General features: G+C 61.7%; 24 protein-coding genes, 1 tRNA gene and 1 pseudogene. 17 read left to right on the top strand and 9 right to left on the bottom strand.

All coding sequences use genetic code 11. The features are described 5' to 3' along the window. Positions 1-8 precede the first annotated feature (8 nt). Positions 9-1,097, top strand: coding sequence for an NAD(P)/FAD-dependent oxidoreductase (locus LY631_RS04060; RefSeq protein WP_274423819.1), 1,089 nt, complete (start codon positions 9-11; stop codon positions 1,095-1,097). Positions 1,098-1,107: 10 nt separating this feature from the next. Here LY631_RS04060 and msrA read toward each other — a convergent pair whose 3' ends face one another. Together msrA and LY631_RS04070 are read right to left on the bottom strand one after the other, a co-directional pair. Then, on the bottom strand, positions 1,108-1,764 hold the full coding sequence (gene msrA / locus LY631_RS04065; protein WP_274423820.1) for a peptide-methionine (S)-S-oxide reductase MsrA: 657 nt from the start codon (positions 1,762-1,764) through the stop codon (positions 1,108-1,110). Positions 1,765-1,778: 14 nt separating this feature from the next. Then, positions 1,779-2,105, bottom strand: coding sequence for a hypothetical protein (locus tag LY631_RS04070; protein WP_274423821.1), 327 nt, complete (start codon positions 2,103-2,105; stop codon positions 1,779-1,781). Between the two features lie 160 nt (positions 2,106-2,265). Here LY631_RS04070 and LY631_RS04075 point away from each other — a divergent pair. Together LY631_RS04075 and LY631_RS04080 are read left to right on the top strand one after the other, a co-directional pair. Beyond that, positions 2,266-2,355: transfer RNA gene (locus LY631_RS04075), tRNA-Ser, on the top strand. 97 nt (positions 2,356-2,452) lie between these two features. Then, positions 2,453-4,465, top strand: coding sequence for a DUF6538 domain-containing protein (locus LY631_RS04080; RefSeq protein ID WP_274423822.1), 2,013 nt, complete (start codon positions 2,453-2,455; stop codon positions 4,463-4,465). Positions 4,466-4,849: 384 nt separating this feature from the next. On the opposite strand, the gene LY631_RS04085 is transcribed toward LY631_RS04080, so the two are convergent. The 3 genes and pseudogenes from LY631_RS04085 to LY631_RS20430 form a co-directional block, all read right to left on the bottom strand. Beyond that, positions 4,850-5,194, bottom strand: a complete 345-nt coding sequence (locus tag LY631_RS04085) for a hypothetical protein (RefSeq protein ID WP_274423823.1) — start codon at positions 5,192-5,194, stop codon at positions 4,850-4,852. Between the two features lie 587 nt (positions 5,195-5,781). Then, on the bottom strand, positions 5,782-5,955 hold the full coding sequence (locus LY631_RS04090; protein WP_274423824.1) for a hypothetical protein: 174 nt from the start codon (positions 5,953-5,955) through the stop codon (positions 5,782-5,784). 17 nt (positions 5,956-5,972) lie between these two features. After that, positions 5,973-6,350, bottom strand: a pseudogene (locus tag LY631_RS20430) (integrase); the annotation flags it as partial. Between the two features lie 415 nt (positions 6,351-6,765). Here LY631_RS20430 and LY631_RS04095 point away from each other — a divergent pair. Then, positions 6,766-8,607 carry a phosphoenolpyruvate hydrolase family protein gene (locus tag LY631_RS04095; protein ID WP_274423825.1) on the top strand — a complete coding sequence of 614 codons (1,842 nt, stop codon included), beginning with the start codon at positions 6,766-6,768 and terminating at the stop codon, positions 8,605-8,607. On the opposite strand, the gene LY631_RS04100 is transcribed toward LY631_RS04095, so the two are convergent. Then, on the bottom strand, positions 8,592-9,290 hold the full coding sequence (locus LY631_RS04100) for a phosphoenolpyruvate hydrolase family protein (protein WP_274423826.1): 699 nt from the start codon (positions 9,288-9,290) through the stop codon (positions 8,592-8,594). The two genes, LY631_RS04095 and LY631_RS04100, sit on opposite strands and share 16 nt — an antisense overlap. A gap of 185 nt (positions 9,291-9,475) precedes the next feature. Between LY631_RS04100 and LY631_RS04105 the strand changes: the two genes are divergently transcribed. From LY631_RS04105 to LY631_RS04145, 9 genes are all read left to right on the top strand, one after another. After that, complete coding sequence (locus LY631_RS04105; RefSeq protein WP_274423827.1) at positions 9,476-10,360, top strand: branched-chain amino acid ABC transporter permease; 885 nt, start codon at positions 9,476-9,478, stop codon at positions 10,358-10,360. Beyond that, positions 10,357-11,388 carry a branched-chain amino acid ABC transporter permease gene (locus LY631_RS04110; protein ID WP_274423828.1) on the top strand — a complete coding sequence of 344 codons (1,032 nt, stop codon included), beginning with the start codon at positions 10,357-10,359 and terminating at the stop codon, positions 11,386-11,388. Before LY631_RS04105 ends, LY631_RS04110 begins: the two co-directional genes overlap by 4 nt. A 29-nt stretch (positions 11,389-11,417) precedes the next feature. Continuing rightward, entirely contained in the window at positions 11,418-12,689 is a 1,272-nt protein-coding gene (locus tag LY631_RS04115) for an ABC transporter substrate-binding protein (RefSeq protein WP_274423829.1), read from the top strand. Continuing rightward, positions 12,686-13,456 carry an ABC transporter ATP-binding protein gene (locus tag LY631_RS04120; RefSeq protein WP_274423830.1) on the top strand — a complete coding sequence of 257 codons (771 nt, stop codon included), beginning with the start codon at positions 12,686-12,688 and terminating at the stop codon, positions 13,454-13,456. Before LY631_RS04115 ends, LY631_RS04120 begins: the two co-directional genes overlap by 4 nt. After that, entirely contained in the window at positions 13,446-14,162 is a 717-nt protein-coding gene (locus LY631_RS04125; RefSeq protein WP_274423831.1) for an ABC transporter ATP-binding protein, read from the top strand. The genes LY631_RS04120 and LY631_RS04125 overlap by 11 nt, the downstream gene beginning before the upstream one ends. Positions 14,163-14,179: 17 nt before the next feature. Beyond that, a complete protein-coding gene (locus LY631_RS04130; protein WP_274423832.1) occupies positions 14,180-15,385 on the top strand; it encodes a Tm-1-like ATP-binding domain-containing protein in 1,206 nt (401 codons plus the stop codon). 11 nt (positions 15,386-15,396) lie between these two features. Beyond that, positions 15,397-16,239, top strand: coding sequence for a phosphoenolpyruvate hydrolase family protein (locus LY631_RS04135; RefSeq protein ID WP_274423833.1), 843 nt, complete (start codon positions 15,397-15,399; stop codon positions 16,237-16,239). 25 nt (positions 16,240-16,264) lie between these two features. Continuing rightward, positions 16,265-16,696, top strand: coding sequence for an SRPBCC family protein (locus LY631_RS04140; RefSeq protein WP_274423834.1), 432 nt, complete (start codon positions 16,265-16,267; stop codon positions 16,694-16,696). 1,449 nt (positions 16,697-18,145) lie between these two features. Further along, a complete protein-coding gene (locus LY631_RS04145; protein WP_274423835.1) occupies positions 18,146-19,210 on the top strand; it encodes an AI-2E family transporter in 1,065 nt (354 codons plus the stop codon). A 686-nt stretch (positions 19,211-19,896) separates the two neighbouring features. Here the strand turns inward: LY631_RS04145 and LY631_RS04150 are convergent. The 3 genes from LY631_RS04150 to LY631_RS04160 are packed head-to-tail and all read right to left on the bottom strand — an operon-like array spanning position 19,897 to position 21,822. Further along, positions 19,897-20,148 carry a hypothetical protein gene (locus LY631_RS04150; RefSeq protein ID WP_274423836.1) on the bottom strand — a complete coding sequence of 84 codons (252 nt, stop codon included), beginning with the start codon at positions 20,146-20,148 and terminating at the stop codon, positions 19,897-19,899. Then, positions 20,108-20,275, bottom strand: coding sequence for a hypothetical protein (locus LY631_RS04155; RefSeq protein WP_274423837.1), 168 nt, complete (start codon positions 20,273-20,275; stop codon positions 20,108-20,110). Before LY631_RS04155 ends, LY631_RS04150 begins: the two co-directional genes overlap by 41 nt. Positions 20,276-20,295: 20 nt before the next feature. After that, on the bottom strand, positions 20,296-21,822 hold the full coding sequence (locus LY631_RS04160) for a flavin-containing monooxygenase (RefSeq protein ID WP_274423838.1): 1,527 nt from the start codon (positions 21,820-21,822) through the stop codon (positions 20,296-20,298). Positions 21,823-21,950: 128 nt separating this feature from the next. On the opposite strand from LY631_RS04160, the gene LY631_RS04165 reads away from it, so the two are divergent. The 4 genes from LY631_RS04165 (at position 21,951) to LY631_RS04180 (ending at position 26,183) form a co-directional block, all read left to right on the top strand. Next, a complete protein-coding gene (locus LY631_RS04165; protein WP_274423839.1) occupies positions 21,951-22,418 on the top strand; it encodes a hypothetical protein in 468 nt (155 codons plus the stop codon). Beyond that, positions 22,415-23,749, top strand: coding sequence for a GAF domain-containing protein (locus LY631_RS04170; RefSeq protein ID WP_274423840.1), 1,335 nt, complete (start codon positions 22,415-22,417; stop codon positions 23,747-23,749). Before LY631_RS04165 ends, LY631_RS04170 begins: the two co-directional genes overlap by 4 nt. A 149-nt stretch (positions 23,750-23,898) precedes the next feature. Beyond that, positions 23,899-24,219, top strand: a complete 321-nt coding sequence (locus LY631_RS04175) for an AAA family ATPase (RefSeq protein WP_445082829.1) — start codon at positions 23,899-23,901, stop codon at positions 24,217-24,219. A gap of 1,259 nt (positions 24,220-25,478) precedes the next feature. Beyond that, positions 25,479-26,183, top strand: coding sequence for a hypothetical protein (locus LY631_RS04180; RefSeq protein ID WP_274423841.1), 705 nt, complete (start codon positions 25,479-25,481; stop codon positions 26,181-26,183). The last annotated feature ends 37 nt before the right edge of the window (positions 26,184-26,220 follow it).

The following is a 26,220-nucleotide window of genomic DNA, read 5'->3' on the forward strand; positions in this document are numbered from 1 at the left end:
ATCAACTGATGAACAATGCCAACGATGTTCTTGTCATCGGCGCGGGGATCGTGGGCGCCTCCATCGGCTGGCACCTTGCCGCCTCGGGGGCGCGGGTCACCATCCTCGACGCCGGGGCCGGCGGCGGCAAGGCCACGCCCAGTTCTTTTGCCTGGATCAACGCCAGCCGGGGGAATCCCGAACCCTATTTCCGCCTGCGCACCCGCTCGATGGAGGAATGGAAGCGGTTGTCGGCGGCCGTTCCGGACCTGTCTGTCTCCTGGCCCGGCGGGCTTTGCTGGGACATGACCGAAGATGAACTCCGCGCCTATGCGGGCAATCACGCATCCTGGGGTTATGATGTTCGCCTTGTCGACCGGATCGAGGCCGCCCGCATCGAACCCGGCCTTTTGAACCCGCCCGCGCTGGCTGCCCATGCCGCGGGAGAAGGAATGGCCGATCCCGAGCCGGCTGCCCGGGCTCTTCTGGCGGATGCCGCGCGGCTGGGCGCTCGCATCGTGCCCGACACCAGGGTCATTACCCTGCTGGACCGCGACGGCCGCGCGCCGGAGGTCATCACGAACGGCGGCACCTTCTCGCCCGATGCACTTGTGCTTGCGGCGGGCGCGGCAACGCCGCAGCTTGCCGCAAGTGTGGGTGTCCACGTTCCGATGGAAACGCCGCCCGGTCTGCTCGTCCATTCGCAGCCTTATCGCCGCGTTCTCAATGGGCTGGTGCTCGCCCCGGACCTGCACATGCGCCAGACGGCGCAGCGGCGCCTCGTCGTCGGGGCTGGTTTCGGCGGAACCGATCCCAAGGCCGACCCGGCCTCTGCCGCCCGCGAGGTGTTCGAGCGGATGCGGTGCATGCTGCGCGATGCCGACGATCTCGCATTCGGCTTCTACAGTGTGGGATATCGACCGACGCCCGAGGACGGCGTACCCATCGTGGGAAGTGTCGATAGCCAGCCGGGGCTTTATCTCGCGGTCATGCACTCCGGCATCACGCTTGCGCCGGCCGTTGGGCGATTTCTTGCCGGAGAGATCCTCGACGGCCAGCGCGAGGCGCTTCTCGAGCCTTACCGCCTCTCCCGGTTTACCGCGCGGCAGCGGCGGTAAGCGCCGCCGCTCATACCGCGCCTGCCCCCGGCATGGGGCAGGTGATGCCGGTGCCTTCGAGACCGCAGTAGCCGGCCGGATTTTTCGCAAGATATTGCTGGTGCTCCTCCTCCGCGAAGTAGAGGGGCGGGGCGGGCGCAATCTCGGTCGTTACAGACTTACGTCCGGCCGTCCTCAGCGCCTCGTCATATGCATCGCGCGAGGCGCGTGCCTCGTCCAGCTGAGCATCCGTGGTCGTGTAGATCGCCGAGCGGTAAGTGGTTCCCACATCATTCCCCTGGCGCATGCCCTGGGTGGGGTCGTGGCTTTCCCAAAAAAGCTTCAGCAGCGCCTCGAAGGAGACGACCTGAGGGTCGTAAACAACGAGCACGACCTCCGTATGGCCGGTCAGGCCGGTCGTGGTCTCACGGTAGGTCGGGTTCGGCGTGTGCCCGCCGGCATAGCCCGCCGCCGTCACCCACACGCCTTCCGTTTCCCAGAACAGGCGCTCGGCACCCCAGAAACATCCCATGCCGAACAGCACCTGCTCGGTGCCTTCGGGATATGGCCCCTTGAGAGGATGGCCGTTGACGAAGTGATGCGTCGCCGTGGGTATGGCCTCCGTGCGGCCCGGCAGGGCCTCCTCCGGCGAGGGAAGCTTGAGCTTCTTTTCGGATCCAAAAAACATGCGTATTCTCCTTCTCACGCAAAGCGCGACGTATCGGTGCGCCGCCGCCCCAGCGCGTAAAACGCGATCGCCAGCACGGCAAAGACCAGCCAGCCGGGCAGGGACAGGACGGCCTCAACGGCCATGTCCCACAACCACCTGATCTCCTCGTTTTCGGCGAGGCTTTGAACAAACGTACTGACCTCGGGCCCGTATTCGTTCCAGGTTTCACCCACGGGCGTGAATACCCACTCCCCGGCCGCGATCACCCGCGTGGCGTCGAACACCGCCAGTGTCACGGCGAGCAACAGCAGGCATATGGCGAACAGACGAAACACGAAACGCATATTCTCACCGCTCATGGCTGATGACCCTGAGATAGGGGCCCGACGTTCAATAGACAAACACCCTATCGCCGGGATTGCACAATGAAAAACGAAAGGCGTCTTCACATCGGCAAAGATATCGACTAGATGACCCCCCAACACAGCGTTGGCCGGTTCGCAATGCGGTCCGGCGCGCGGAGAGGTGGCCGAGTGGTTGAAGGCGCACGCCTGGAACGCGTGTATACGGGAAACCGTATCGAGGGTTCGAATCCCTCTCTCTCCGCCATCTGATTCGGAGGCGAATCGACTCTCCGCCAATCTAGATCCAAACAACTAATTCTGCTGATGATTTTCCGCCGGAGCCTGGCAAGACAAGGTTCACGATGATGGAATCACGGCTGGAAGTATCGCTCGATGTAGCGCCCGAAGTATCGTTCAATGAATCGCCCGGCAAAGGGCATCAGCCTTCTCCTGCAATCGGCGGCAAGGGATCACGGTCACGGAATGGCGGCAGGCAGAAGACCGCGTCGCCCGGACGCTATCTCGTACGCTCAGGGTCCGTTTACCTCTTCCAGATCAGAATGCCGCCTGATATTGCCGGAGACGGGCGGAACCGGGTCATTCGCATCAGCCTCGGCGCGCTGACGGCACGGGAGGCACGGGTTCAGGCCGAACTCATGGCAGCCCATGCCCGCTTCGCCTTCGCACAGCTGAGACAGAGACGGGACATGCAGGAACCGGACGGAAGGGACGACGAGCACGAGACGGGTGAAGGTAAGGACGGCGCGCCGACCGGTCCCGAGTTCGATGGTGAGACACCAGGCGAGGCCATCGCCGAAGTGCGCGGCTACCTGAAGGCGATGAAAATCATCGTGTCGTCCGAACCGCCACCGACCCCGCCGCATCAGGAATCCGGTTTCGAGGCCATGCGCGGCCTGGTCGGCATCGCCCGCGAGATCGACAAGGGAGCCGCCGGTAATCCCGTCATCGTCGACAACGCAGACATGTTGAAGGCGCAGTATGTCGCAAAGCTTGCGCCGGACCAGGATTCCGGTTCGGCAGGCGTGAGGCAATCGCTGAAACGCGAGAATGCCGAGGCTGCCGAGCCGACCGCGCCGGAGTCCGCTCCTGACAGCTCCGACCCCGGCGCTGTAACTACGCCCCCTCCAAAGACCGAACCGGCAAGGCGAGAGCCGGCCGAAGCCAGACGGAAACCCTCTGATAATGCGAATACCGGGAGCGACAAATTTGTCCCAGCCTATAAGCTCGACCGGCGTAAGGTGGAACGCAAGCCTTCCGCCAAGCCGCCCTTCAGCGTCGTCTCCGAGCAGCATCTGGCGAACTGGGCAGCCAAGCACGGCGAAAATCACCGTGACATCAAGACCGCGCGCATGCGCCGCGACCTCTTCATCGAGTTCATCGGGGACCATCCCGTCGACACCTATACCAGTGCCGACCTGCAGGCCTTCGTCGAGTTTCTCCGCTACTGGCCGGCACGCCAGTCGGATCGGCCCGAGCACATGTCAGCGCGTCAGATCGTGGCGATGAACAAGGACCTGCATCTGCGCCCGCTGGCCTTCAAGACCGTGCGCGACGGCTTTGTCGGCACGATCAAGGCGATGGTGCGCCACTGCATGACCGATTACGAATATGACGATCCGTTCCGCGGCGCACGCATCAACTATCCTACGACTGCCGCCCGGCAGCAGTCGGCCGAGCCGCTGGGATCGAACCAGATCAGCCGCATCTTCAGCGCCGGTGTCGACCGAGGTCTTCTCGACGAAGCAATGCTGCCGCTGCTCGGCCATCTTACCGGGCGCAGGCTCGGGCTCCTCGTCCATTTGACGGGCAACGATTTCCGCCAGAAGTTTCCGGGCGTGTGGGTTGCCCGAACCTCCGGCATCATCCATGTCGACGGGGCCTGGAAGCGCGTCCCGGTCAAGACCGAAGCCTCGATGACATACTTCGTGCTGCATGATTTCCTGCGCGAGATCGGCTTTACCGAATGGGCGGCGGGTCTTGGCGACCGGTTTGTGTTTGCCGGGCTCATGGGTCTGGCCGATCCGGCCAAGAGCGCGAGTTCCTATATGGCGCGTTTGTTCGAGCGGGCCGGCGTGACGGAAAAACGCCGGGAAGTGTTCCATTCCCTGCGCGGCGGCAACATCGACCATATGCGCGACAACAAGATTGACAGCCGCGACCGCCGGCTGCAGGCGGGTCATGCGCTTGAGGAAGAACACGACTTGTACGGCTCCCGCGCGATCGGTGAGGTCCAAGCCACGCAAATGGCCCACGCCCCGCTGATGCCTAATGTCGACTACTCCATGTTCCGGGGCCTCGACTTCGACAAGCTGGATAGGGCGAAACGGATCCATGGGAGCAGGCGCAGACGGTAACCGCGTAGCCGCCTCCCGCTCGAACGCATCCAGTTGGTCCAGTGGCTCGGTGCGACCGGATTGCTCAAGTGCCGCCTCGGAAATCATCTCCTTGGCGTTCAGACCTCCGGCACATCTTTTCAATCCGCATGGGCATTACCGGGCCAGGCGGGCGCAGTTGCAGAGACTTTAGTCCGACCTATGGCCGGGTATCGCGACTGCGGCATTATTGAATCGATGCCCTCTGTATCCGCGATTCATTTGCAAACGCCGTTTGGCCAAGTAATGGGGGGAGAACACAGGGCAAGGCAAACGGCGTTTGTCAGGAAATCGCCACCAGGAAACTTGAAACCATGGCAACAGGTTCGAAATCGAATCGGTTTCGGCCTCGGGAACCGGGACATGTCAGGCTCCGGCGTCGTCGTCACTCTTGCCGGTGTCGCTGTCCTCGAGAAGATACCGCTTGCGCTGAAAGCTCCACCCCGAGCGGTACTTGTCGACGAGGTCCTCGAGCACGGTTTCCGACTCTTTCCCGTCGAAACCCTGTTCCTGAAGACTGGCGGCGATCCGGTCCAGAAGACGTCCGAGTTCCTCCTCGCGGCCATGCCGGACGTTTTCGGGGATGGCGAAGTGCAGCAGCGCCCGGGCGATGTCGTCGCGCGTCGGCCTGCGCCGCGCCCTCGTGGCCGCGCGCAAAGCCCGCTGCCGCTCCCGTTGCCGAGCCAGCCTCTCGCTCCGAGACTGTGCCATGGCCGTCTCCCTTCCTTGTCTCCGCCTGTCCGCTTGCCACGCAAACGCCGTTTGCAAATGTAACGGCAAACGGGTTAACGGAATCGTTTTTCCAGAGCACTGAATCGGTTTCCAGGGGTTTTGAATCGGAACAGCGCAAATCATTTCGATTTATCCGCAAGTCGGGATGACTTGCATGCAGGCCATTTCAGTTTTTGCTCGCCCCCCGGAGCACGCCAGCACTGCAATGTTCTCCGGCTACTGCTGGCCGCGTCTGTCATGGTTACGGTGATCTCGTGCTTTGAATCGCTCTCCCACAGTTCTGAATCGAAACGCACGAACTTAGAATCGGCTGTATCGGGGTCTGAATCGCACGGCCGCAAATTGTGTCAGCGTGCCGGGGATTTGATCCGAAGTGCCCCCAAGGCATCCCGGCTTGATAGAGTCGGTGGGGTGCCGCCGATGCCTTGATCGTTCCTCCCGACCAGCGGTGTCCGGCTCCGGCGGGAAAACTACGGGCCCTCGTCGTCGCGTCCGCAGCCACAACCGCCGCCGTGACGATGCTCTCGTGCATTTGAATCCGGCCACTGTTGGAATCGAAGGAGGCATTAATTGCGGAACACATTGTCCTGTCCGAAGTGTTCATGCGCCGGCTCTTCGTCAGGAAGAACCAGGCGCGGTTTGATCGTCGCGATGAGGGCATCGAGTTCGTCGCCTTCCAGCGTGTCGGAGACAAGCAGGGCCTTGGCAAGCGCTTCAAGAGACTTGCGGTTTGCTTCCATGAGTTCGAGTGCCCCCGAATACGGCTGGGGAACGCATAATCGTCGACTGTGCCCCCGCGTCTTTCGAGCCAAGCCAAAAGGCTGGCTCTCACGTCACTGGTTATCTCGAACTGGACTGGACGACCTGTCTTTTGCTGAACGACAATCGCGCGGGTCCTTATTTCCGGCCCTGCAACGAGATCGCGAATCCTGATCTTGACCAACTCGCAGCCTCGCAGCTGGCTGTCGCTTGCAAGATCGAACAGAGCACGATCACGAATGCGTCGCTCGCGATCAAGGAAGAAGCGAACGGCCCAAATCTGTTGTTGTGTAAACGTACGCTTGGTTCCTACCTTCTTGCCGGCATTCCAAGCGGCGCGCTCATGCCTCGCGTCATCGTAATGAGAATGGTCCATGTGAGTCTCTCCTCGGCCTTGACTGGCCGATGGAGAAACACCATCGCCAGCGCTACCGCTCAGGGGCCGAAAGCAGTCCAGTCCGCTATCGGGGCGAGGTAGCAGCAAGCTGCCGCCCGGCACTGTGTGTGACCCGAAACGAACATCCCGACGCTTCTCAGCATCTCCACAGCTGACGTGTGCACCCGTTACGAGCGGGCGCAGGCTAGAATCTGCGTGCTACTACTTGTCACAAGCGGTCCAAGCTTGCCGGAAAGGGGCCCGCTCTATTACTCGGCTTGCGTCACTTCTACATGACGGCCGGTGTCAATCGGTGCGTCGCCTGAAATGGTCCAACGCTGTCGCGCCAGAACCAAACTTTAGCTATTCTTCTATTTGACTGTGAATCTGAACACCCCTCAGCGTCTAGAGAGTGATGACAAAAGAGCTGCAGCGACAAAGCGTTTCGGCGGATGCATTCCGTGCCCTTTCCCACGCACAGAAGAAGGGCGCTCATGACCAGCGGTTCCTGATCGGCGCCGCCATTGGTGCCGGCATGATTGCGCGGGCGGCGGAAAACGGCGGTGCGGATTTTCTGCTGGCCCTGAATGCCGGTCGGATCCGCGTCATGGGGGCGGCCTCGATCGCATGCCATCTCGCGATCCACGATGCCAATCGATTTGTCCTGGCCTTTGCCCGCGCCGAGATTCTCGATCGGGTGAAGGTGCCCGTCATCTTCGGCGCTTCGGTCTTCGATCCGCAACTCGATCTGGATCGCCTCCTCGACACGATTGCCGAAGCCGGCTTCGCCGGCGTTACGAACTTTCCCTCCTCGATCCATCTCGACCGCCGTTTGCGCGACGCTCTGGCGGTGCATGGTCTCGGCTATGCGCGCGAGATCGAGCTGGTCGAAAAGGCGCGAAAGCGCGGCCTTGCGACGGTCGCCTATGGCCGCGAACGCGATCACGCCACTGCCATGGTGGACGCCGGCACGGATGTGTTTTGCTACAATTTCGGCTGGAACGCCGGCGGCTGGAGCAATTTGCCGAGCCTGATCGGCCTTGATGAAGCCGGCGAGGAGGCTTATGCGCTTTTCGAACGCCTGCGTTCGCGGCGAAAGGACGTGCTGTGCGTGGTCGAAGGCGGCCCGATAGAAAGCGCCGAGGACGCTGCGCATGTCTGTAAAATCGCGCGGGCCGACGGATATATCGGCGGTTCGACGATCGACCGCCTGCCGCTGGAAGCGGCGGTGTCGGATGCGGCCTCGGCTTACAAGTCGATTTCCGACCTGAACGCCAAGATAGAGACACTGCAGGACAAGATGCTCGGAGACGGGCGCCGCTTCGGCCTGATCGGCCGCTCGGCCGCGCTAACGGACGTTGTCCACCGCATCGAACGCTTTGCCGACGTCGATCTGACCGTTCTAGTGCTCGGCGCAAACGGCACCGGAAAGGAATTGGTTGCGCAGGCATTGCACGACACCGGTCCGCGGCGCAACGGTCCCCTCGTACCCGTCAATTGCGCTGCCATCCCGCGCGACCTCCTGGAAAGCGAGCTTTTCGGTTACGAGAAGGGCGCCTTTACCGGCGCACACCAGAGCCGGGCGGGGCGCTTCGAGGAAGCGCAGGGGGGCACCCTGTTTCTCGACGAAATCGGCGATCTGGAGCCGCAGTTGCAGGCGAAACTGTTGCGCGTTCTGGAGACGGGCAGCTTTCACCGGCTCGGCAGCAGTGCTGCGCGACACACCGATGCGCGCATTGTCTGCGCCACAAATCGCGACCTCAAGGCGATGGTGGAGGAGGGCACGTTCCGCGCGGACCTGTATTATCGCCTCAACAGGATCGAGATCGAGGTTCCGCCTCTCTCGGCGCGCATGGAAGACCTCCCGCTTCTGGTCCAGCATTTTCTCGAAACATCGATACGCCGGATCCGGCCGGATGTGCGGAATATCGACGGCGATGCCCTCCGCGCGCTGATGGGATATGCGTGGCCGGGCAATGTGCGAGAATTGCGCAACGTCCTCGAACGCGCGGCAATCCTCTGCGAAGGCGAACGCATTACTCGTCGGGATCTACCACGGCTTGAGCAGCCGGTGGAATATCCTTCGCGCCCGGTGGGCACGGATTTGCCGGAAGGTGCCCGAACGATTGCCAACGAGCGTGAATGGATTCTCGACGGGCTCCGGCGCAACCGCTTTCGCCGGGGGGATACGGCGCGATGGCTCGGAATTTCGCGCAAGACGCTGTACAACAAGATGAAGGACTACGCGCTGGACTGATCGCCAATCGGTGCGACATCCCACACAACTTCACCATCGGCGCAAGCGGAGGCCTCGTCAAGCAGCGGCTTAAGCGCGGCATGCCGGTAAAGCAGGACGGTCAGCGCGGGGGTCTGCGCCTTCAATTTGCGGATGACCGCCGCAACCCCATCGCACAACTGACGGCGCGCGGCTGGATCACGACCGATCAGGCCGGGATGGACCATGACCCGCTCAATGCCCGCCTCGGCCGCCTGCATCGCCTGATGCACGGAAAACACGAGTGCGATCGCGTCGAGTCCATGGGCGCGCGCTTCGGCTAAAAATTCTATCTCATGCGCATAATCCATGCCGCCTGCTTGTAGCGCGCGCCGAAACTCGCTTTCGGCAAAAGCGATCGTCGGCATGTTGACGAGACCCGTAAAGCCACGCCGCTTCACGGCACGGAAGAGCGGGGCGCCCGTCACGAAGGGATCCACGGCCAGTACGCCGCCATAGCAGGGCGCTCCATCGGAGGCCGATGCCGGCGCCTGCGTGATCAGCTCCGCATTGATTCCGCGAACGGGAAGCAACGCCGCCAGATCGGCAAGCTCCGGCTCCAGCCCGCGGAAATGGGGGCAAAGGATCGTAAAATCCACCCCCTCGTTCCCCGCGTCCGATTGCGAACGGATCACGCCGGAGCGCATATGAGTATTATTGAGCAAAATTGAGCATTCCTCCCGAATATTACTCAGTATTATTCATCTGCGCTCCTCTGTGAAGCCCGAGAATCGCACGTTCGGAAACTGGCACGCCGCTTGCAATGGAGAAAGCGGAACCAGGGAGGAAAGCTTATGTCCGCACAGACGCATGCGGGCCTGTTTGCGGCCGGAACGGCAGCGCGTTTTTGATGGAAACGCTGCTCGACATCAATTGGCGCCTTTTCGCAGTAGTGACGCTCAACGGGCTGACGCTCGCTTCGCTCTATTTCATCGTGGCCAGTGGCTTCACGCTGATCTTCGGTCTCATGCGCATCATCAATATGGCGCATGGCTCCATCTACCTGCTGGGGGGCTATATCGGTTACGAGGTCGGCGCCGCGACCGGCAACTGGCTCGTGGCGCTGCTGGTCGCGGGCGCGGTCATGGCCCTTGCGGGTGCGGCGTTGCAGATCGCGATCTTCGGCTGGATGCAGGGTCAGGATCTGCGCCAGGCGCTTGCTTCTATCGGCATTTCGATCGTCGCGGCGGATCAGATGCTGGCATACTGGGGCGGTTCCACCTATCAGGTCGACCTGCCGTCATATTTCTCCTCCTTCGTTTCCATCCCGCTGGCCGGCGGCTACTCGGCGGCTCGCCTTCTCCTGATCGGACTGGCCGTTATTGTCGGTGTCGGCTTGTGGGTCGTCCTCAACCGCACGCGGATCGGTATGCTGATCCGGGCCGGCGTCGACGACCGCGACATGCTCGAGGCGTTGGGCAAGAACGTCCCGGTGATCTTCGTCGGCGTTTTCGCCATCGGTGCGGGGCTGGCCGGAATGGCCGGAGTCGTCGGCGGCTCGGTGCTGTCGCTCTCACCGGGTGAGGATGCGCGCTATCTTCTCTCCTCGCTGATCGTCGTCATCGTCGGGGGCATGGGATCGATCCCCGGTGCGGCGGTAGGCGCGCTTCTCGTTGCTATGGCCGAGACCTATGGCCTTGCCTACACGCCGACCTACGGCGTCGTCTACACCTTCGCGATCATGGTGGCGGTCCTGGCCTTCCGCCCCCAGGGGCTGATGGGGAGGGCGGTATGACCCGGCGAACGCTTCTATGGTGCGCGGCGGGGATGGGGCTGATTGCCTATCCCCTCCTGGTGAACAATTTCTGGCTGGTTCAGATCGGCGGACGGACGCTGGGCTTCGGAACCATCGCGCTCAGCCTCGTCTTTCTCGTGGCCTATGGCGGGATGCTGTCCCTGGCACAGATGACGGTGGCCGGGGTTGCAGGTTACGCCGTCGCCTATTTCACCGCGCCGGTTGCCGGCGTCGGGCTGCTTCTGCCGTGGCCGCTCGCGCTGTTGATCGCGTTGGCTCTGGCGACCCTGGCCGGTCTTCTGATCGGCCTTCTCGCCGTGCGCACGCTCGGCATCTACACCTTGATGATCACCCTCGCCATCGCCATGGCGTTTTATTTCCTCACTTTGCAGAATTACGCGATTTTCAACGGCTACACGGGCTTCAGCAATGTGCAGCCGCCGGTCGTCGCCGGAGTCGACTTCTCGCGCGCCTTGCCCTTCTACTATCTCAGCCTGGCCATCGCTGCCGCCTGCTATGGGGCTGTACGTCATATCACCCGTACCCCCTTCGGCCTGGCCCTTCAGGGCGTGAGGGACAACCCGCGGCGCCTCCGTTCGCTCGGCTACGATGTCGCACGGGTGCGAGTCGTCGCCTTCGCTATTGCCGGCCTGCTCGCCGGCCTGGGCGGCATCCTCAACCTTTGGCTGAACGGCTCGATTTCCCCGGCCTCGGTCGGCATCAATCCGGTGATCGACGTGCTGATGGCGGCTGTTCTGGGCGGGTTTCTGCACCCAATCGGCGCCTATGTGGGCGCGCTCGTCTTCACGGTGGTGGATAACTTCGCCATCAACTTCATCGCGCGGGAGCGATTCAACACGCTGATCGGGCTCGTCTTTCTGGCGGTAGTCCTGTTTTCGCCGGATGGCATAACGGGGCTGCTCAGGCGTGGGCGCATTTGGCTTGAAGAAAAGGTCGCACGCCTGAACCGCCGCCGTGGGAGGAATGCTGGCTCCTCATCTCCGATGCAAAGCCGGCAGGAAACGTAGTGAAAATTTCACAAGAGGAGGAAAGCAGAATGAAACATCGATCGATAAGACAGTTTACAGGAGTTGCCGTCCTGGCATCCGCGCTGATGAGTTCGACAGCGCTTTATGCCCAGGACGATGTCATCCATTTCGGAGGACTGGCCACGCTGGAAGGCGCTTTTGCCGAGCCAGGCGCGGATGGACTGCGCGGCATGGAACTCGCTTTCGAGGAGTTCGGCTGGGAAATCGACGGCAAGGAGATCGAGTTCACCAGCGCATCGTCGGACGGCACGCCGGACGTCGCTTTGGAGTCCGCCCGCCGTCTTATCGAGCAAGACGATGTCGACATACTGGTTGGCCCGCTCTCCGGATCGGAAGGCATCCGGCTTGCGCAATATGCCAAGGAGCAAACCGGCACGACCTTCCTCAACGGTGGATCGGCCGCCGTGGAAACCACGCTCGTCGACCCGGCCGAAAACTTCTACCGCTTCAATACGGACGGCGCGCAGTGGACCGCACCTCTGGGTGAATATCTTGTCGAAGAGCGCGGTTGGGACAATATCGTCATCGTCTCGGAAGACTATTCCTTCCCATACGCCCAGATCTTCGGCTTCATGGCGACCTACTGCGAGGCGGGCGGCACGGTCAGCGACAAGTTCTTCGTACCGGTCGGCAATAACGACTATTCTTCCGTGATTGCCCAACTGCCGCAGGCCGGCGGCGATGTCGACGGCATGTATGTCGTCCTGGGTGGCTCCGACGCCGTCAATTTCCTGACGCAGTACGCCCAGATGGGCGGCGATCTGCCCATTGTCGGCGGCACGAACGCAGTGGATCAGACGGTCCTTGCCGCCCGCGGTCAGGCCCGCCAGCTCCTGCCGGGCGTCCTCGCATCGGGCCCCATTTCCGATAATGACGACAGCGAAGCTTGGACAACATTCGTGGAGGCTTATCGCGATCATTTCGGCGAGGAGGGCCTGCCGTCGCCTTCAGTCTTTGCGTACAATTATTACACCAGCACCAAGGCCGCGCTGACGGCACTCCAAAAAGTCGGCGGCGATCTCTCTAACGATCACGCGGACTTGCGTGAGGCGCTTGACACGCTGGAGCTCGAATCCCCGACGGGAACGGTCACGATCAACGAGAACCGCCAGGCCACGGCCGCGATCTACATCAACGAGATTGTCGAGGACGAGGAGGGCGATCTCACCACGGAGCCGCTGATGCGCGTCGAAAGCGTGGATCAGTTCCTGGGACTCGGCGAGGATGCCTACATGGAACTCGGTCTTCCTTCGCGCGACAACCCGTCCTGCCCGTCGTGACACCGGCAGAACAAATAGACACGGCCCACGCCCTCGACATCGAGGGCGTGGTTTGCCGCTTCGGGGCGCTGGTGGCGGTGAGCGATATCTCGATCGCCATCCCTCCCGGGGAGCGGCACGCGGTGCTCGGCGCCAACGGCGCCGGCAAGACGACACTGTTCAACATGATATCCGGGGACATCACCCCGAGTGCGGGACGCATTGCGCTCTTCGGCGAAGACATCACAAGCCTGCCGCCGCAGCGCCGCGTGCTGAAGGGTTTGCGCCGGACCTATCAGAAATCGCTGGTGTTCGACGGGCTCAGTGTACGGGAGAATCTGTTTCTCGCCGAGCGCGGCGTGCGAGGACGGCGCTTCTCGGTTCTCGCAGCAGCGCGAAACGAGCAGGAGAATGCAAAAACGGAAGCGCTCGCCGAGCGCATATCGCTGATGGCGAAGCTCGACAGCCCGGCAGGCGAACTCAGTCACGGCGAGCAGCGCCAGCTCGAACTGGGAATGGCACTGGCCGGCAACCCGCGGGTTCTGCTTTTGGACGAGCCTGCGGCGGGACTTTCACTCAGCGAGCGTCGACAGCTGCTCGGCATGCTGGAGACATTGCCGAAAACGATCACGCTCGTCATCATCGAACACGATCTCGACATCGCGCTCCAGGCGGCCGATCGCGTCACGGTTATGCACAATGGACGCATGCTGGCTGCCGGAACGCCGGAGGAGATTTCCGCCAATCAGACGGTCCACGACATCTACATGGGCAAGAATGTCAACTGAAACGCTACTCGCGGTCGACGACCTGCACGTCTTTTACGGCGCAAGCCACGTGCTTCACGGGGTGTCGCTCGAGGCCGGGACCGAGCCGGTCGCCATTGTCGGCCGCAACGGCATGGGCAAAACGACTCTGTGCAAGGCCGTCATGGGGCTCGTGCCGGCCCGCAGCGGTTCCATCCAGGTGCGTGGGCGTGCGGTCACAGGTCTGCGACCTTATCAGATCGCCCGTACCGGGCTCGGATACGTTCCGCAGGGCCGCCGGGTCTTTCCCTCCCTGTCGGTAGAGGAGCACCTGCTTTTGACGGCGCGCACCCGCGGGCGCTGGACCATCGAGCGCATCTACGAAATCTTTCCGCGGCTGGCGGAGCGCCGCAGCAATGGCGGCGGTGCGCTTTCCGGAGGCGAGCAGCAAATGCTGGCGATTGCGCGGGCGCTGCTTCTCAACCCCTCGCTCCTGATCATGGATGAGCCCACGGAGGGGCTGGCGCCGGTCGTCGTCAATCAGGTCACGGAAATCCTCAAGGCGATTCGGTCGGAAGGCGTTGGACTGGTGCTTGTGGAGCAGAACTTCGCCGTTGCCACAGCGGTGGCCGAGCGGTTGCTGGTGATGATGAACGGGACGGTCGCGCTCGAGACGACAGCGAGCGCGCTGTCGCGCGACGAGGACCTGCAGCGCCGCTATCTCGGCGTCAGCAGCCACGCGCATTAAAGCGGGAGGAGGAGGAAATGGCCGACAGAAAAAGGGTCTATATTGCGGGCACGTTCGACACCAAAGGCGACGAGATTGCCTATGTGCTTGAGACGATTGCTGGAACTGGCATGGAGGCCGTGACCGTGGACCTTTCCACCCGTACCGATAGCCACTATGGCGCGGGTTTTGCAGCCAGCGAGGTAGCCACTCACCATCCCGACGGGCCGCAGGCTGTTTTCGGTGATGACCGGGGACGGGCGATCGCAGCGATGGCCGAGGCCTTCAGGATCTTTATTGCGCGGCGTGAGGACCTTGCCGGGCTCATCGGCCTTGGCGGTTCGGGCGGCACGGCACTGATAACGCCGGCCATGCGCGCGCTCCCGGTCGGCGTGCCGAAACTGATGGTTTCGACTGTCGCTTCGGGCAATGTCGCGCCCTATGTCGGGCCGAGCGACATCTGCATGATGTATTCGGTCACTGATGTTGCTGGCCTCAACCGGATCTCCCGTGTGGTGCTTGCCAATGCGGCCCGTGCGATGGCCGGCATGGCTGCCGCCCCCATCTCGTCTCCCGTCGACGACAAGCCGGCGGTCGGCCTGACCATGTTCGGGGTGACGACGCGGTGCGTCGAGATGGTGACGGAGGCGCTCGAGAACGAATTCGACTGCCTCGTCTTCCATGCCACCGGTACGGGCGGTCAGTCGATGGAGAAACTGGTCGACTCGGGTCTGGTCACAGGCGTTATCGATGTGACGACGACGGAAATCTGCGATCTGATGATGGGCGGCGTCTTTCCCGCAACCGACGACAGGCTCGGCGCCATTGCTCGCACCGGCATTCCCTATGTCGGTTCCTGCGGGGCGCTGGACATGGTCAATTTCGGGGCGCCGGAGACGATCCCGAGGCGCTATGCCGACCGGCTCTTCTACGAGCACAATCCGCAGGTGACGCTGATGCGCACCACGGCGGAAGAAAACGCCCGCATGGGACAGTGGATCGGCGAGAAACTCAATGCCTGCAATGGCCCGGTATGTTTCCTGCTGCCGGAACGCGGCGTCTCCGCACTCGACGCCACGGGGCAACCCTTCGATGATCCCGAAGCCCGGTCGACGCTTTTCGAAGCGATCGAAAGCACGGTGCATGTTACGCCGCAACGCAAAGTCATCCGCCTGCCGCACAACATCAACGATCCGGAGTTCGCGGCGGCGCTCGTCGTCGAATTAAAAAACATAGCAGTTTGAGGTGTCCTTTCATGTCCAGACCGTCACGCGAAGCAGTCCTGTCCAATCTCCGCCACCTGGTCGAGGCGGGCCGGCCCATCGTCGGCGGCGGAGCCGGCACAGGCCTTTCCGCCAAATGCGAGGAGGAAGGCGGCATAGATCTGATCGTGATCTATAACTCCGGTCGCTACCGCATGGCCGGGCGCGGCTCGCTTGCCGGTCTGCTCGCCTACGGCAATGCAAACGAGATCGTCATGGAGATGGCGCGCGAGGTCCTGCCCGTCGTCAATCACACGCCGGTGATCGCCGGTGTCAACGGTACCGACCCATTCTGCAACTTCGACTATTTCCTCGATCAGGTGAAGGCGGTCGGCTTTTCCGGCATCCAGAACTTTCCGACGGTGGGCCTGATCGACGGCGTCTTCCGGGCCAATCTCGAGGAAACCGGCATGGGCTACGGCTTGGAGGTCGAAGTGGTTGGGCGCGCCCGGGGCAAGGACCTGCTGACCACGCCCTACGTCTTCAACACAGACGATGCACGGGCCATGACGGAGGCCGGCGCCGACATCATCGTGGCGCACATGGGATTGACCACCGGCGGGGCGATCGGCGCGGAAACCGCTGTGACGCTGGATGAATGCGTTGGCCAGGTCAACGCGATCGCCGATGCGGCGCGCACGCTGCGCGACGATGTCATAGTGCTGTGCCACGGCGGCCCGATCGCAATGCCTGAGGATGCGGCTTTCATTCTGGAAAAGTGCCCCGATTGCCACGGATTTTACGGAGCGAGCAGCATGGAGCGCCTGCCGACGGAACGCGCGCTGACGGAGCAGACCCGCAGCTTCAAGGCGCTAACGCGCTCCGCCGCCGCTTGAGCATACGAAACAGGAGGAGACGATCATGGCGAAAGTTTATGTCAGCGGCATTATCGACGCCCCGGTCGAGCACGTCTGGGCCGTCGCCCGGGACTTCAACGGCCATGGCGAGTGGCACCCGCTGATCGCCGAAAGCCACATCGAGGAGGGACGCCCGAGCGACCAGGTCGGCTGCATCCGCAATTTCAAGCTGACCGACGGCGGGCATCTGCGCGAGCAACTGCTTGCCTTCAGCGAACGCGACCGCTCCTTCACCTATAATATCTTGGTCTCGCCGATGCCGATCGAGAACTACGTCGCCACCTTCTGCTGCACGCCGGTAACGGAGGGCGACAAAACATTCGTCGAGTGGTCTGCCGAATTCGACGTCGCACCGCAAGACGAGGCCGAGATTAAGGAAAAGGTCGGTCGTTCCACTTTCGCCGAGGGGATCGCCGCGCTCGCATCCGTTGTTTGAATATCAAACGGTTACGGACTGTGCTTTGAGCAAAAGCTACTTGCCGATCCGACGTTCCGATTCCCGCTGAACAGGATGCCAAGGGTGATCGAAACGGCGCTTGCGATGACTAACCCAGCTCAGGCACCTATCCGTCCGGACAGGCGAAGGTCATCACGTCCATTTCGCCAGTTGGAGAAGCGTCGTGAGTGACCCTCGTCGGGACTAAAAAATTTTATCAGAGATCTGACTGGAACTGGCCTGAAATCATAGTGGATACGGCCAACTGACGCTATAGCCAGCCCTTTGCGTCAATTCGGTGTAGCTAGCCGACGCGCGCCAAGGTCAGCCGAACGTCCGTCAATTGCCGCCGACCTCTGGTCCGTGTCATACCGTATGGTGATGACGCGGCATTCGGGGGAAATTCCGCGGCTACATCACATTGGGGAGGCCTATCGGCGAACGTGGCGCCTAAGAAGCGAGCGTTTCGCGATAGTAGCGCTAACCACAGATCCTTTAAATCAGCCCCGTTAGGTATCTCGGTGTGGATATCGACGACGACCGCTGACCCTCGCTGTGGGATGACAGGTGTGCCGCGGGGCCCCACGTTCCCGCCGAGAGACTGTCCGCTTTTAGAATTCGGCAAGTACGCCGCGAATGACCAGAATTGGGTGCACAATTGAAATTCCCGCCGCGGCTTCGTCGTTGAGGATGAAATGCTGGCCCTCATGATTATCGAAGACATGCTGGCAGATCTCGGGTGCGCATCCGCGACCGCCGTCGGCACGATTGGTAAACCCTTGTCTTCCTTGCAGAGCATGTCTTCGACGCGGCGATGCTGGACATGAACCTGAATGGCGACGATAGCTTCAAGGTAGCCGACGCGCTCACCGCACGCGGCGTTCCGTTCGTCTACTGCCGGCAACATCGGGCATGGCATGAGGGAAGACACCGCGAACACCCCGGTTCTTCGCAATCCGTTTAGCTTCGAGGAACTGACCGCCATCCACATGCGCCTTCTCTCTCGCTAACCGCACTTAGCGGTCAGTCAAAGATTTTCGCCCGTAGCCCGGCGGCTGCGGGCATCGTAACGCCACTAGGTGCCACTGCCCAGCGCTTCAGGGCATCCCGGACCTTGTCCTTGGCCTTGCCTACACCTTCTTGGACCGTGCCCTCAGCCTTGTCTGCCTTGCCTCCGGCGCGGTGTTTGTCATTTCTTCGCACTGCCTTTTGTCTCGTCCTTGTGCATTGCTCTCTCCTGCGTCCAGACAGAACAAACCGGCGGGATAATCAATCATTCCTGTTGGTTCTTCTCCTGGCGCTCTGAGCGAATCATCTCGTCCGTCAAACGACCGTGTGGGTATTACGCGTCCTTCACGTAAGAGGCCTCTACATTCCAGAGTGTACGACAGCGCCTGTTGTAGGCATGATAATGATTACTCGATTAGGTCGCAGGAAGGGATATCTGATTTGACGCCGACTGTGCAGGGAATCAGTTTTGCCACTGTAGTGGTCTTCGTGACTGCAGCTTTCGTCTGGCTGCTCCTGCCATTTTACGGGGCAGTGCTATGGGCTGTAATTCTCGCGCTGTTGTTCAATCCGCTGCATCGCAGACTTGAGAGACGACTTGGCGGTCGGCAAAACCTTGCGGCTATGCTAACTCTATTGGCCTGCATTTGCATTGTGGTCATCCCTGGCTCGCTGATCCTCGCGTCGCTAGCCCAGGAGACGACCAGCCTCTATAATCGCATCAGTACGCAAGAGTTGGATCTCGCCCTGATACTGGAGAATTTTCATAGCGCTTTGCCCACCTTCATTGCGGATGGGCTCGCAGTATTCAATCTCGGCAGTTTTGAGGAGATTCAAACTCGGCTGACCTCATTCCTAGGCGAAGCCGCCCAAGCTATCGCCACAAGAATAGTGTCCATTGGGCAGGAAACAGCTCAGCTTTTCATTAGCCTCGGTGTAATGCTTTATCTGCTCTTTTTCCTATTTCGGGACGGCCCTAGGTTGGCGGCCACGATCCGCAAAGCCAGTCCGCTCAGCGACCATCATACCAATTACATACTGGGAAAGTTCAGTGAGGTTGTGAAGGCAACCGTCAGGGGAAACGTGATTATCGCGATTATCCAAGGAGTTATCGGTGGCATCGCGTTCTGGATGCTCGGGATTGAGGCCGCGCTTCTCTGGGGTGTTCTCATGGCGGTGTTGTCGCTTCTGCCGGCCATAGGTGCCTTTATAGTCTGGGGACCAGTTGCAGGCTATCTGCTGATATCGGGTCAGTATTTGAAGGGTGCCATTCTGCTTGCGGTGGGCGTGTTGATCATCAGCATGATCGACAACTTGTTACGGCCACCACTGGTTGGAAAGGGTACGCGCCTGCCCGACTATGTAGTACTTATCTCCACCCTCGGCGGGATCGCGATTATTGGAATGAACGGGTTTGTCATCGGCCCGCTGATTGCTGCCCTGTTCTTCGCCGTTTGGTCTTTATTCACCGACGACCAAATTCGCTCACAACGGGGGGACAAGTAAGTCATTCGTCTTGCTTTGAGGAGAGCTTGGCTGCAGTGACCTGCCACTGAAGTGTCTCCAGCAGCGATTAGTGAATAGCCCCGAGTTTCTTGGACGCCCTCGGGTGACATTTCCGGTTGCCGTTCGAACTTGACGGGCGACAGCATCCCAGAACACTTGTCCGAAAACGGACGTTCCGCTTTCCACCATCGACGAAGTCGAGCAGATGATCGGTGGCGCTCGAAGCGGAAAGCGATCTCCGTCTCATAGGGGCCGGTTGCGGTCAGTCCGGTTTTGGCCAGAACCCTTGACAAGCTGCCGTTCGGCAAAGACCACATCTTGGACGTCCAAGCCCTGTTGCGGTTTCCCAAAAGCTGGCGTTCGTGCAGCGACTGAATAGGGGCCGCCTGCGGACGGTCCGGTCCGGGCGTGCGCGGCGAATAACTGCCATTCAGCAAGCGCCCCCTATCCTGGACACTCGATGGCCGTTCGCGGCTTCCCGTTCCGGACCGTCAGCTTTCGGTCGGTAATTGGCGATAAGCTGCCATTCTGCAACTGTAGCCCAGGGCCGACGTCTCTCGTACGATAGGCACCGCTCATGTTTCCAACCGCCGGCATTCCTAGCATGGCCGCTTCTTGGTCTTCGATCCGTCTATCCGAAAGGCACTCGACGCGAAGGGTGGTCCCGCTCACTCATGTTTGGCTGCTCAGCCGGCGAAGAGATTGAGGACGAAGAGGAAGAGGCCGCCAACCGTTGACACTGCGCCAAGCTTGATGAACGGCTCGGTGGCGTGCAGCCCCAGCATGGCCGCGGTGAGCCCGCCCATCATTATGGGCAGACCGAGATTGTGCAGCCAGAGATGCCAGCGCGCGAGTGCGCTCTCGGCCGTCGCCGGGGCGACCGCATAGATCAGCCCGTCAGCGCCAGCGTCGCCCAGCCCAGCAGTTGATACGGGCATGCACGCTGCGCAGCGTGAAGTCGAGGTTGGTGGACATGAAGATGCCCAGCGACAGGCCGATCAGGAGCCACAGTCCCGCGAGCTTTAGCTGGCGGGCGGCAATGGCAGGAATATTAGCGGGGATCATCTTTGCTCTCCGTGGTTCTCTCAGGCGGCGCGGGTTGCCGTGCGGCCGAGAAGATCGTGCAGCGCGCGCTCCTCCTGGGTGAATTCCGGGGAGTAGATTGCGCCGAACTCTTCCGCTGAGGCGCATGTGCGCGCCGGCGCGTCCGCGAGCCTGTCCGGCCCCTGGAGCCGGAAGGACGCGGGAGAAAGCGGCCCGAAAAGAAGCGCGCGCTCCAGCTCCGGCCAACGGCTGCGGTCGGGCTCCACGTTCGCATTGCGCGCGAAGAGCAGCGCCATCTCGTGCATGGCAACAGTCTGCGGGCCATTGCGCCGTGCACGCGCCTCGGCCAGCCGCTCCTGCAGGGCCTCACGCACCGGCATCGCCACCGCGCCACCCCATGCATAGGCGATCCAGCGCGCCTGCAGTTCCAGCACCGGGAAGGCCGGTCCAACGAGATCGTAGAACCCCACGAACGCCAGGCCATCCAGATCCGGATGAAAGGTATGGTCGCAGAGATCGATGTGGGTCTGGTCGAGCCCGAGGGCGGCTGCGATGTCGTCGGAAAGGAAGGGGAGCGACAGGCGATATCCCGTGCCGAACAGGATCGCGTCGAATTCCCTGGCGCTACCATCGGCAAAGTGAACCGATCGGCCCTCGATGCGCTCGATCCAGGGGCGGACCGCGATACGCCCCTCGGCGACCAGCGGCAGGAAGGCCTGTGCCTGGGAGATTCCCGCAGCAAAGATATTGTCGTCCGGCCGCATCGCGCCGAACTGGTCGGGCGTGCCCGCCACCGCTGTAACCTTGGCCTTCAGTCCGGCCGCGAGCGCCTCCGGCGGCAGGATTTCGCCCGCAAGGGCTGCGGCGCGCGTAAACATCACGTGGTCGGTAGGGACCCCAGCGATCAGCTTTGGAAGGATGTAGCGCTGCCGCCGGTAGCAGGCCGTCACGCTGCGCGCACCGGAGAGCGCAAGATCCGACGCGATCTCAAGCGCACTTATCGAGCATCCGGCAACCAGCACGTCGTGGTCGCGGTAGACGGAACCCCCGTCGTAGCGCGCCGTGTGCGAGGCACCGAGCACGCCGGTGAAGCCACCGCACCTGGGGATTTCGGGAAGGCTCGGCGCGATGTAGCGGCCCGTTGCCACCACCACGCGCGCAAAGCGTTGCACGGAGAGCTCTCCGTCCTGCCGCGACGTCACCAGATAGCCGCCTCCGACTTTTTCCAAACGTTCGACGCGCGTGCGCCAGCGGATGCGCTCACTGAGCCCGGACCGAGCCGAGTAGGTTTCGAGGTAGTCGAGCATGTCTTCCTGTCTGGGATAGACGGGAGTCCCCTCACCATGGTCGAGATCGGAGAAAGCAGACATCACGCGGCTTGTATTGGTGCGCATGCCGCGCCAGGTTGCGCTGAGAGGCGAAGCCGCATTCCACTGGCCGCCGGCCTGGGCCGCGGCCTCGAACAGAACGGGCTCGAAACCCTGGGCGGAAAGCCAGCGGGCAGTCACCAGGCCGGCAGGACCGGCGCCGATCACGGCGACAGCATGAGGATGTTGGATGATGGTCATAGCGGGTCCTTTCTTTGTCGGCCCGCTGCTTACTCCTCTCGCCGACGCGCGTTTCCTAAATCCTTCCTAAGCGGCATGCCCAACTTCCTAAAAAATTGCTAAACTCGGTGAGCCGATTGGGGGCATTCATGTGGCTTGATCAGGATCTGGCAAATTTCATGAGCAGCCCGGTGATGATCATCCTGGGCACTAGCAACGACGCCTTGCAGCCGGAGATCGGCCGCGCCGTGGGTGCGCTGGTCCGGCTGGACGGGGAGATCGAACTCGTCCTGTCTGCCTGGCAATGGCCAGGCACGCTGTCGAATGTGCGGGCAAACGGCAGGCTCTCCGCCACCTTCGCGCGGCCCTCCGACTATGTGTCCTACCAAGTCAAAGGTCACGCTGTTGTAGTGCCGCCCACTGAGGAGCATCGCGCCGGGGCGGCGGCCTATATCGAATCCATCAGCGCGGTGCTGGCGGAATTGGGGCTCGAGCGGGAAGTTTCCGCTCCCTGGCTCGTCAACCGCGATCTGGCGGCACTCAGTCTCTCGGTCGACAGCGTGTTCGTGCAGACGCCCGGCGCGAAAGCCGGCCAGATGCTACAGGGTGGGCAATGACGATCCGGCTTCGCGATCTGGCTCCCTGCTTCGAGGGCGTCATCCCATCCATCATCGCGACTGCCGCCTCCGACGGTACGCCGAACATTTCTTACCTCTCCCATGTGCAACTGGTCGATGACGAGCACGTGGCGGTGTCGAACCAGTTCTTCTCCAAGACGGCGGCAAATATGCGGGCAAACCCCACGGCAGCACTCCTGGTCGTCGACGCGCGAAACGGCGAGCAGTATAGCCTCGACGTGCGCTTCCAGCGCTCGGTGGAGAGCGGTGAGCTGTTTCAGGAAATGGCCGTGCAATTGCGCGCTGCCAGCGCACAGATCGGCATGGCTGACGTCATGCGGCTGCGCGGTATCGACATCTATCGTGTCGAGGCAATCCGCCACGTGCCATCGCCAATTGGAAAAGCCGTCTTCCTTCCCGCCGCGAGCCCGCAACTTTCCGCGGCCGCCGAAATCGTCCGGCGCCTCTCGGAGGAAACGGAGATCGGCGCGATCATCGACGCGATGCTCGACGGACTGCGCGATAGGCTCGGTTTGGCCAACAGCATGGCGTTACTCATGGACCCGACCGGGGAGCGGCTCTTCACCATCGGAAGCCGCGGCTATGAGCACACCGGTATCGGCTCGGAGATCGCTGTGGGGATCGGCGTGATCGGCACGGCCGCTGCGGAGCGCCGCCCTATCAGGGTTAGCGACATGAGCCGGGTCAGACGCTTCGGGTCGGCGATCCGCACCTCGGCTACCGAAGAGCACCGCACCCGCACCATCCAACTGCCAGGAATGCCCGACGCCATGAGCCAGATTGCATTGCCGATGGTCGCCCATGGCGTTCTGCGCGGCGTGCTCTTTGCCGAAAGCGCCAAGCGACTGGCCTTCAGTCGGGAAGACCAAGCTGTGCTCGCCATCATGGCCGCCCAGGCGGCGGGGGCGATCGCGCTTTCGGAGAGCGAGGCGGTGGAGAGCGTCGCGGCACCGGCTTCGCCGCCAGATTCCTCGCCGGCGGGACGTCCGTTCCGCGTGGTCCACCATGCCTATGACGACAGCGTTTTCATCGAAAACGAGTATCTGATTAAGGGGGTGGCTGGCCGCCTGCTCATCCATCTCCTGCGCCGCTATCTTCAAGAGGGGCGGACCGAGTTCACCAACCGGGAAATTCGCCTGGCTGATGAGTTGCGCCTGCCGGACTACAAGGACAACCTCGAAACGCGCCTCCTCCTCCTGCGGCGTCGGCTCGAAGACAAGGGAGCGCCGGTCCAACTGGTTCGCGTGGGGCGCGGTCGCATCCGCCTCGCGCTTGCCGGATCTCCTTTGTTGAATGATGAGCATCGTTGAGCAGCTGTTGAAGGCCGTGAGTTGACGGTCAGTTTCCGGTCCTTACTGGCAACAATCCGTTCCGCAGCCGCCCCCATAAGAGACATAACATCGCTTGAGTTGGTCCAAATGCGGACGTCGAACAGGAGTCATCATGAAACTTCGACGTTGTGCTGTCGGGCTGTTCTGGAGGGGGCAAGTTGACGCTGCTCGCAGAACGGGAGCGAAGAGGGTTTGTGGTAGTTCCCGAGCCCGGCCGTCGGATCGTAGAAGAGGAGTTGCGCGGCGAAGGCGCTGCGCTGCCTTGGGTTGACCTTGCCGCTTTCGCCAACCGGGTCATCAGGATCACAGCGGATGACCGCAAGCGGATCGCGGACAAAACAGAGTGGGTCTTTTTCGACCGTGGATTGGTAGATGCTGCGGTCGCGCTCCAACATGCGACCGGCCAACCTGCCCGCGACATTCAGCTCCATATGAACGCTACCACATGAAAGTCTTTGTGACGCAGCCCTGGCCCGAAATTTATGTGAATGCGGTATCGCCCGGATACACCCAAACGCGGCTCAACGGGTTTGCGGGCACGGATACTGTTGAGGAGGGGGCCGCCAGGCCGTGCGCGTTGCGGTGCTCGGTTCTGAAGGGCCGACAGGCACGTTCACTCACGCGACCATGGGCACTGTTCCGTGGTGATCTGAATAGTCTCTGGCTTCGGCGGATCGCCTAGGCAAGGGGCAAGTTTGCTAAGCCTCAATCTTGGACAAGAGCAGTCTGACCGCTCTCGACCACGGCATCCTCGCACACCAGCTTTACGGGGATTGCTCATGGATGATGCTGGGACCGTTCCACTTACACCGGTGTGTCCTTAGACTTACCAGCTATTCTAAGCTGGTGAACAATTTTTTACGCTCTCGTAAAGCGCGGCGAGCACATGTGTGCGATCCGATAGAGTTTGATTTCATACAAGGCTTCATTTTAATTACCTGACAGCCGAACGGTCGCTAACACCGTTTTTCGGCCCATTTTGGTCGTTTAGCGATGATGGTCTGAAATCCAGTGCTGTCATTCTGATGCCTTTCGGCAGGAAACGAACTTGCCGGGCGCTTTCGTGGTTTGATCAGATCGTCAGGCAGGCCTACTGCTCCAGAGGTGAGCGGATGTTGATATGCACGCGACGAGAATCTAACGCCAAGCTTAAACGTATTCCGCAATCGCCGGCCATGTCATCCGCGCCGGAAACTTCGTGACGAACTGCTCGTAAGGTCTCATCGTGGAAATACGTTGACCAGTAGTACGCAAGCCCCTCGCCCCACTTACCGCATCCCTCCTTTGAGCCGGGAGCTAACTTGATTGTTGTCTTGCAGAGGTGGCTGCCTTGATGAGGCCACCCTTGTCACGCAAAGGTAAGCTGAGAAGCTTCATTATCATTGCGGCCGCTTGTTTTTAAATCGGTGCTCAACAACCTTGGCAAAAAATGCCTATAGTGTCGCGCATTAGATACGCAGCAATACCTAGCAAACCGGTAGAGATGACCACGCCCAGCAGCCAATTCCAGAGTTCAGCCAACATGAACGCCGCCAGTATCGGCACCTCCGGACTTGGCCGTACACCCTCAACGCACCTGCCTGGCTTACCATCCATGCCTACCATATCAGCCGGGTGCACTTCTCAATTTTGCTGTCGTTCAGGCACACATTGGGCTAATGTTGTCGGGCGGCGGAAAGGGAGATCCTTTAGGAAGGAGATCAATGCGATGAGAATTTTTGTTCTCACGGGAGTCTTCGCCCTAGTAGCGTCGACTGCGCTCGCACAGACAGATGCCGCGCCGGAACCGGCTACCCCGGAGGAAGAAGCTCCCGCTTCCGCAACGCCGGAGAATACGGCACCGGCCGATCCGACGGCTTCGCAACAGGCCGAAGCCGGGCAACCTGCCAATCTCTGCCGGGAACTCCTCGCCTTTGTGCAGGAGAACCCACCGGAGCCCGATGCCACGGCTGACGCCCCCGCCGCTGCGGCGGCAACGGGTGAGTCTGCTGGAACGGGCGAGGATTCTTCCCCGGCCTCGGGCGAGGCCGTGCCGCCGGAACCTGCCTCCGAGGGCGGTTCAGCGCAGGAGGCTACCGGGCAAAGCGGCCCGGCCCATGAGGCGCCTGAACCCAGTAGCGAGGACTCGGCGGAAGGCGATGCGGAAAATGCGCCCCAGACCTCCAGCCTGAGCGCACCGGTGCCCACCGAGGCCGTCGAAGCGGGGGAGAACATGCCGCTGAGTCTCGACAGGGCCGAGCAACTTGCCGAAGCCAACGACATCGCTGCGTGCCGAGATGCGGCCAGGAAGCTCAGGCTTGCCGGCGCTCCCATGCCGCCGCCATTGCTCGCGCTGACGGCGCTCGATCTGCAATATCAAACGCAGGCGAACGACGCGGAATCTCCCTCGCAGCAAACGCAGCCGCAGCAGTGAACGGCTGTCCGGCCCGGGCTGGGCGCTTCGAGGCAGG

Origin of the sequence: Chelativorans sp. YIM 93263 (assembly GCF_028767125.1) — a bacterium.
Taxonomy (GTDB): domain Bacteria; phylum Pseudomonadota; class Alphaproteobacteria; order Rhizobiales; family Rhizobiaceae; genus Chelativorans.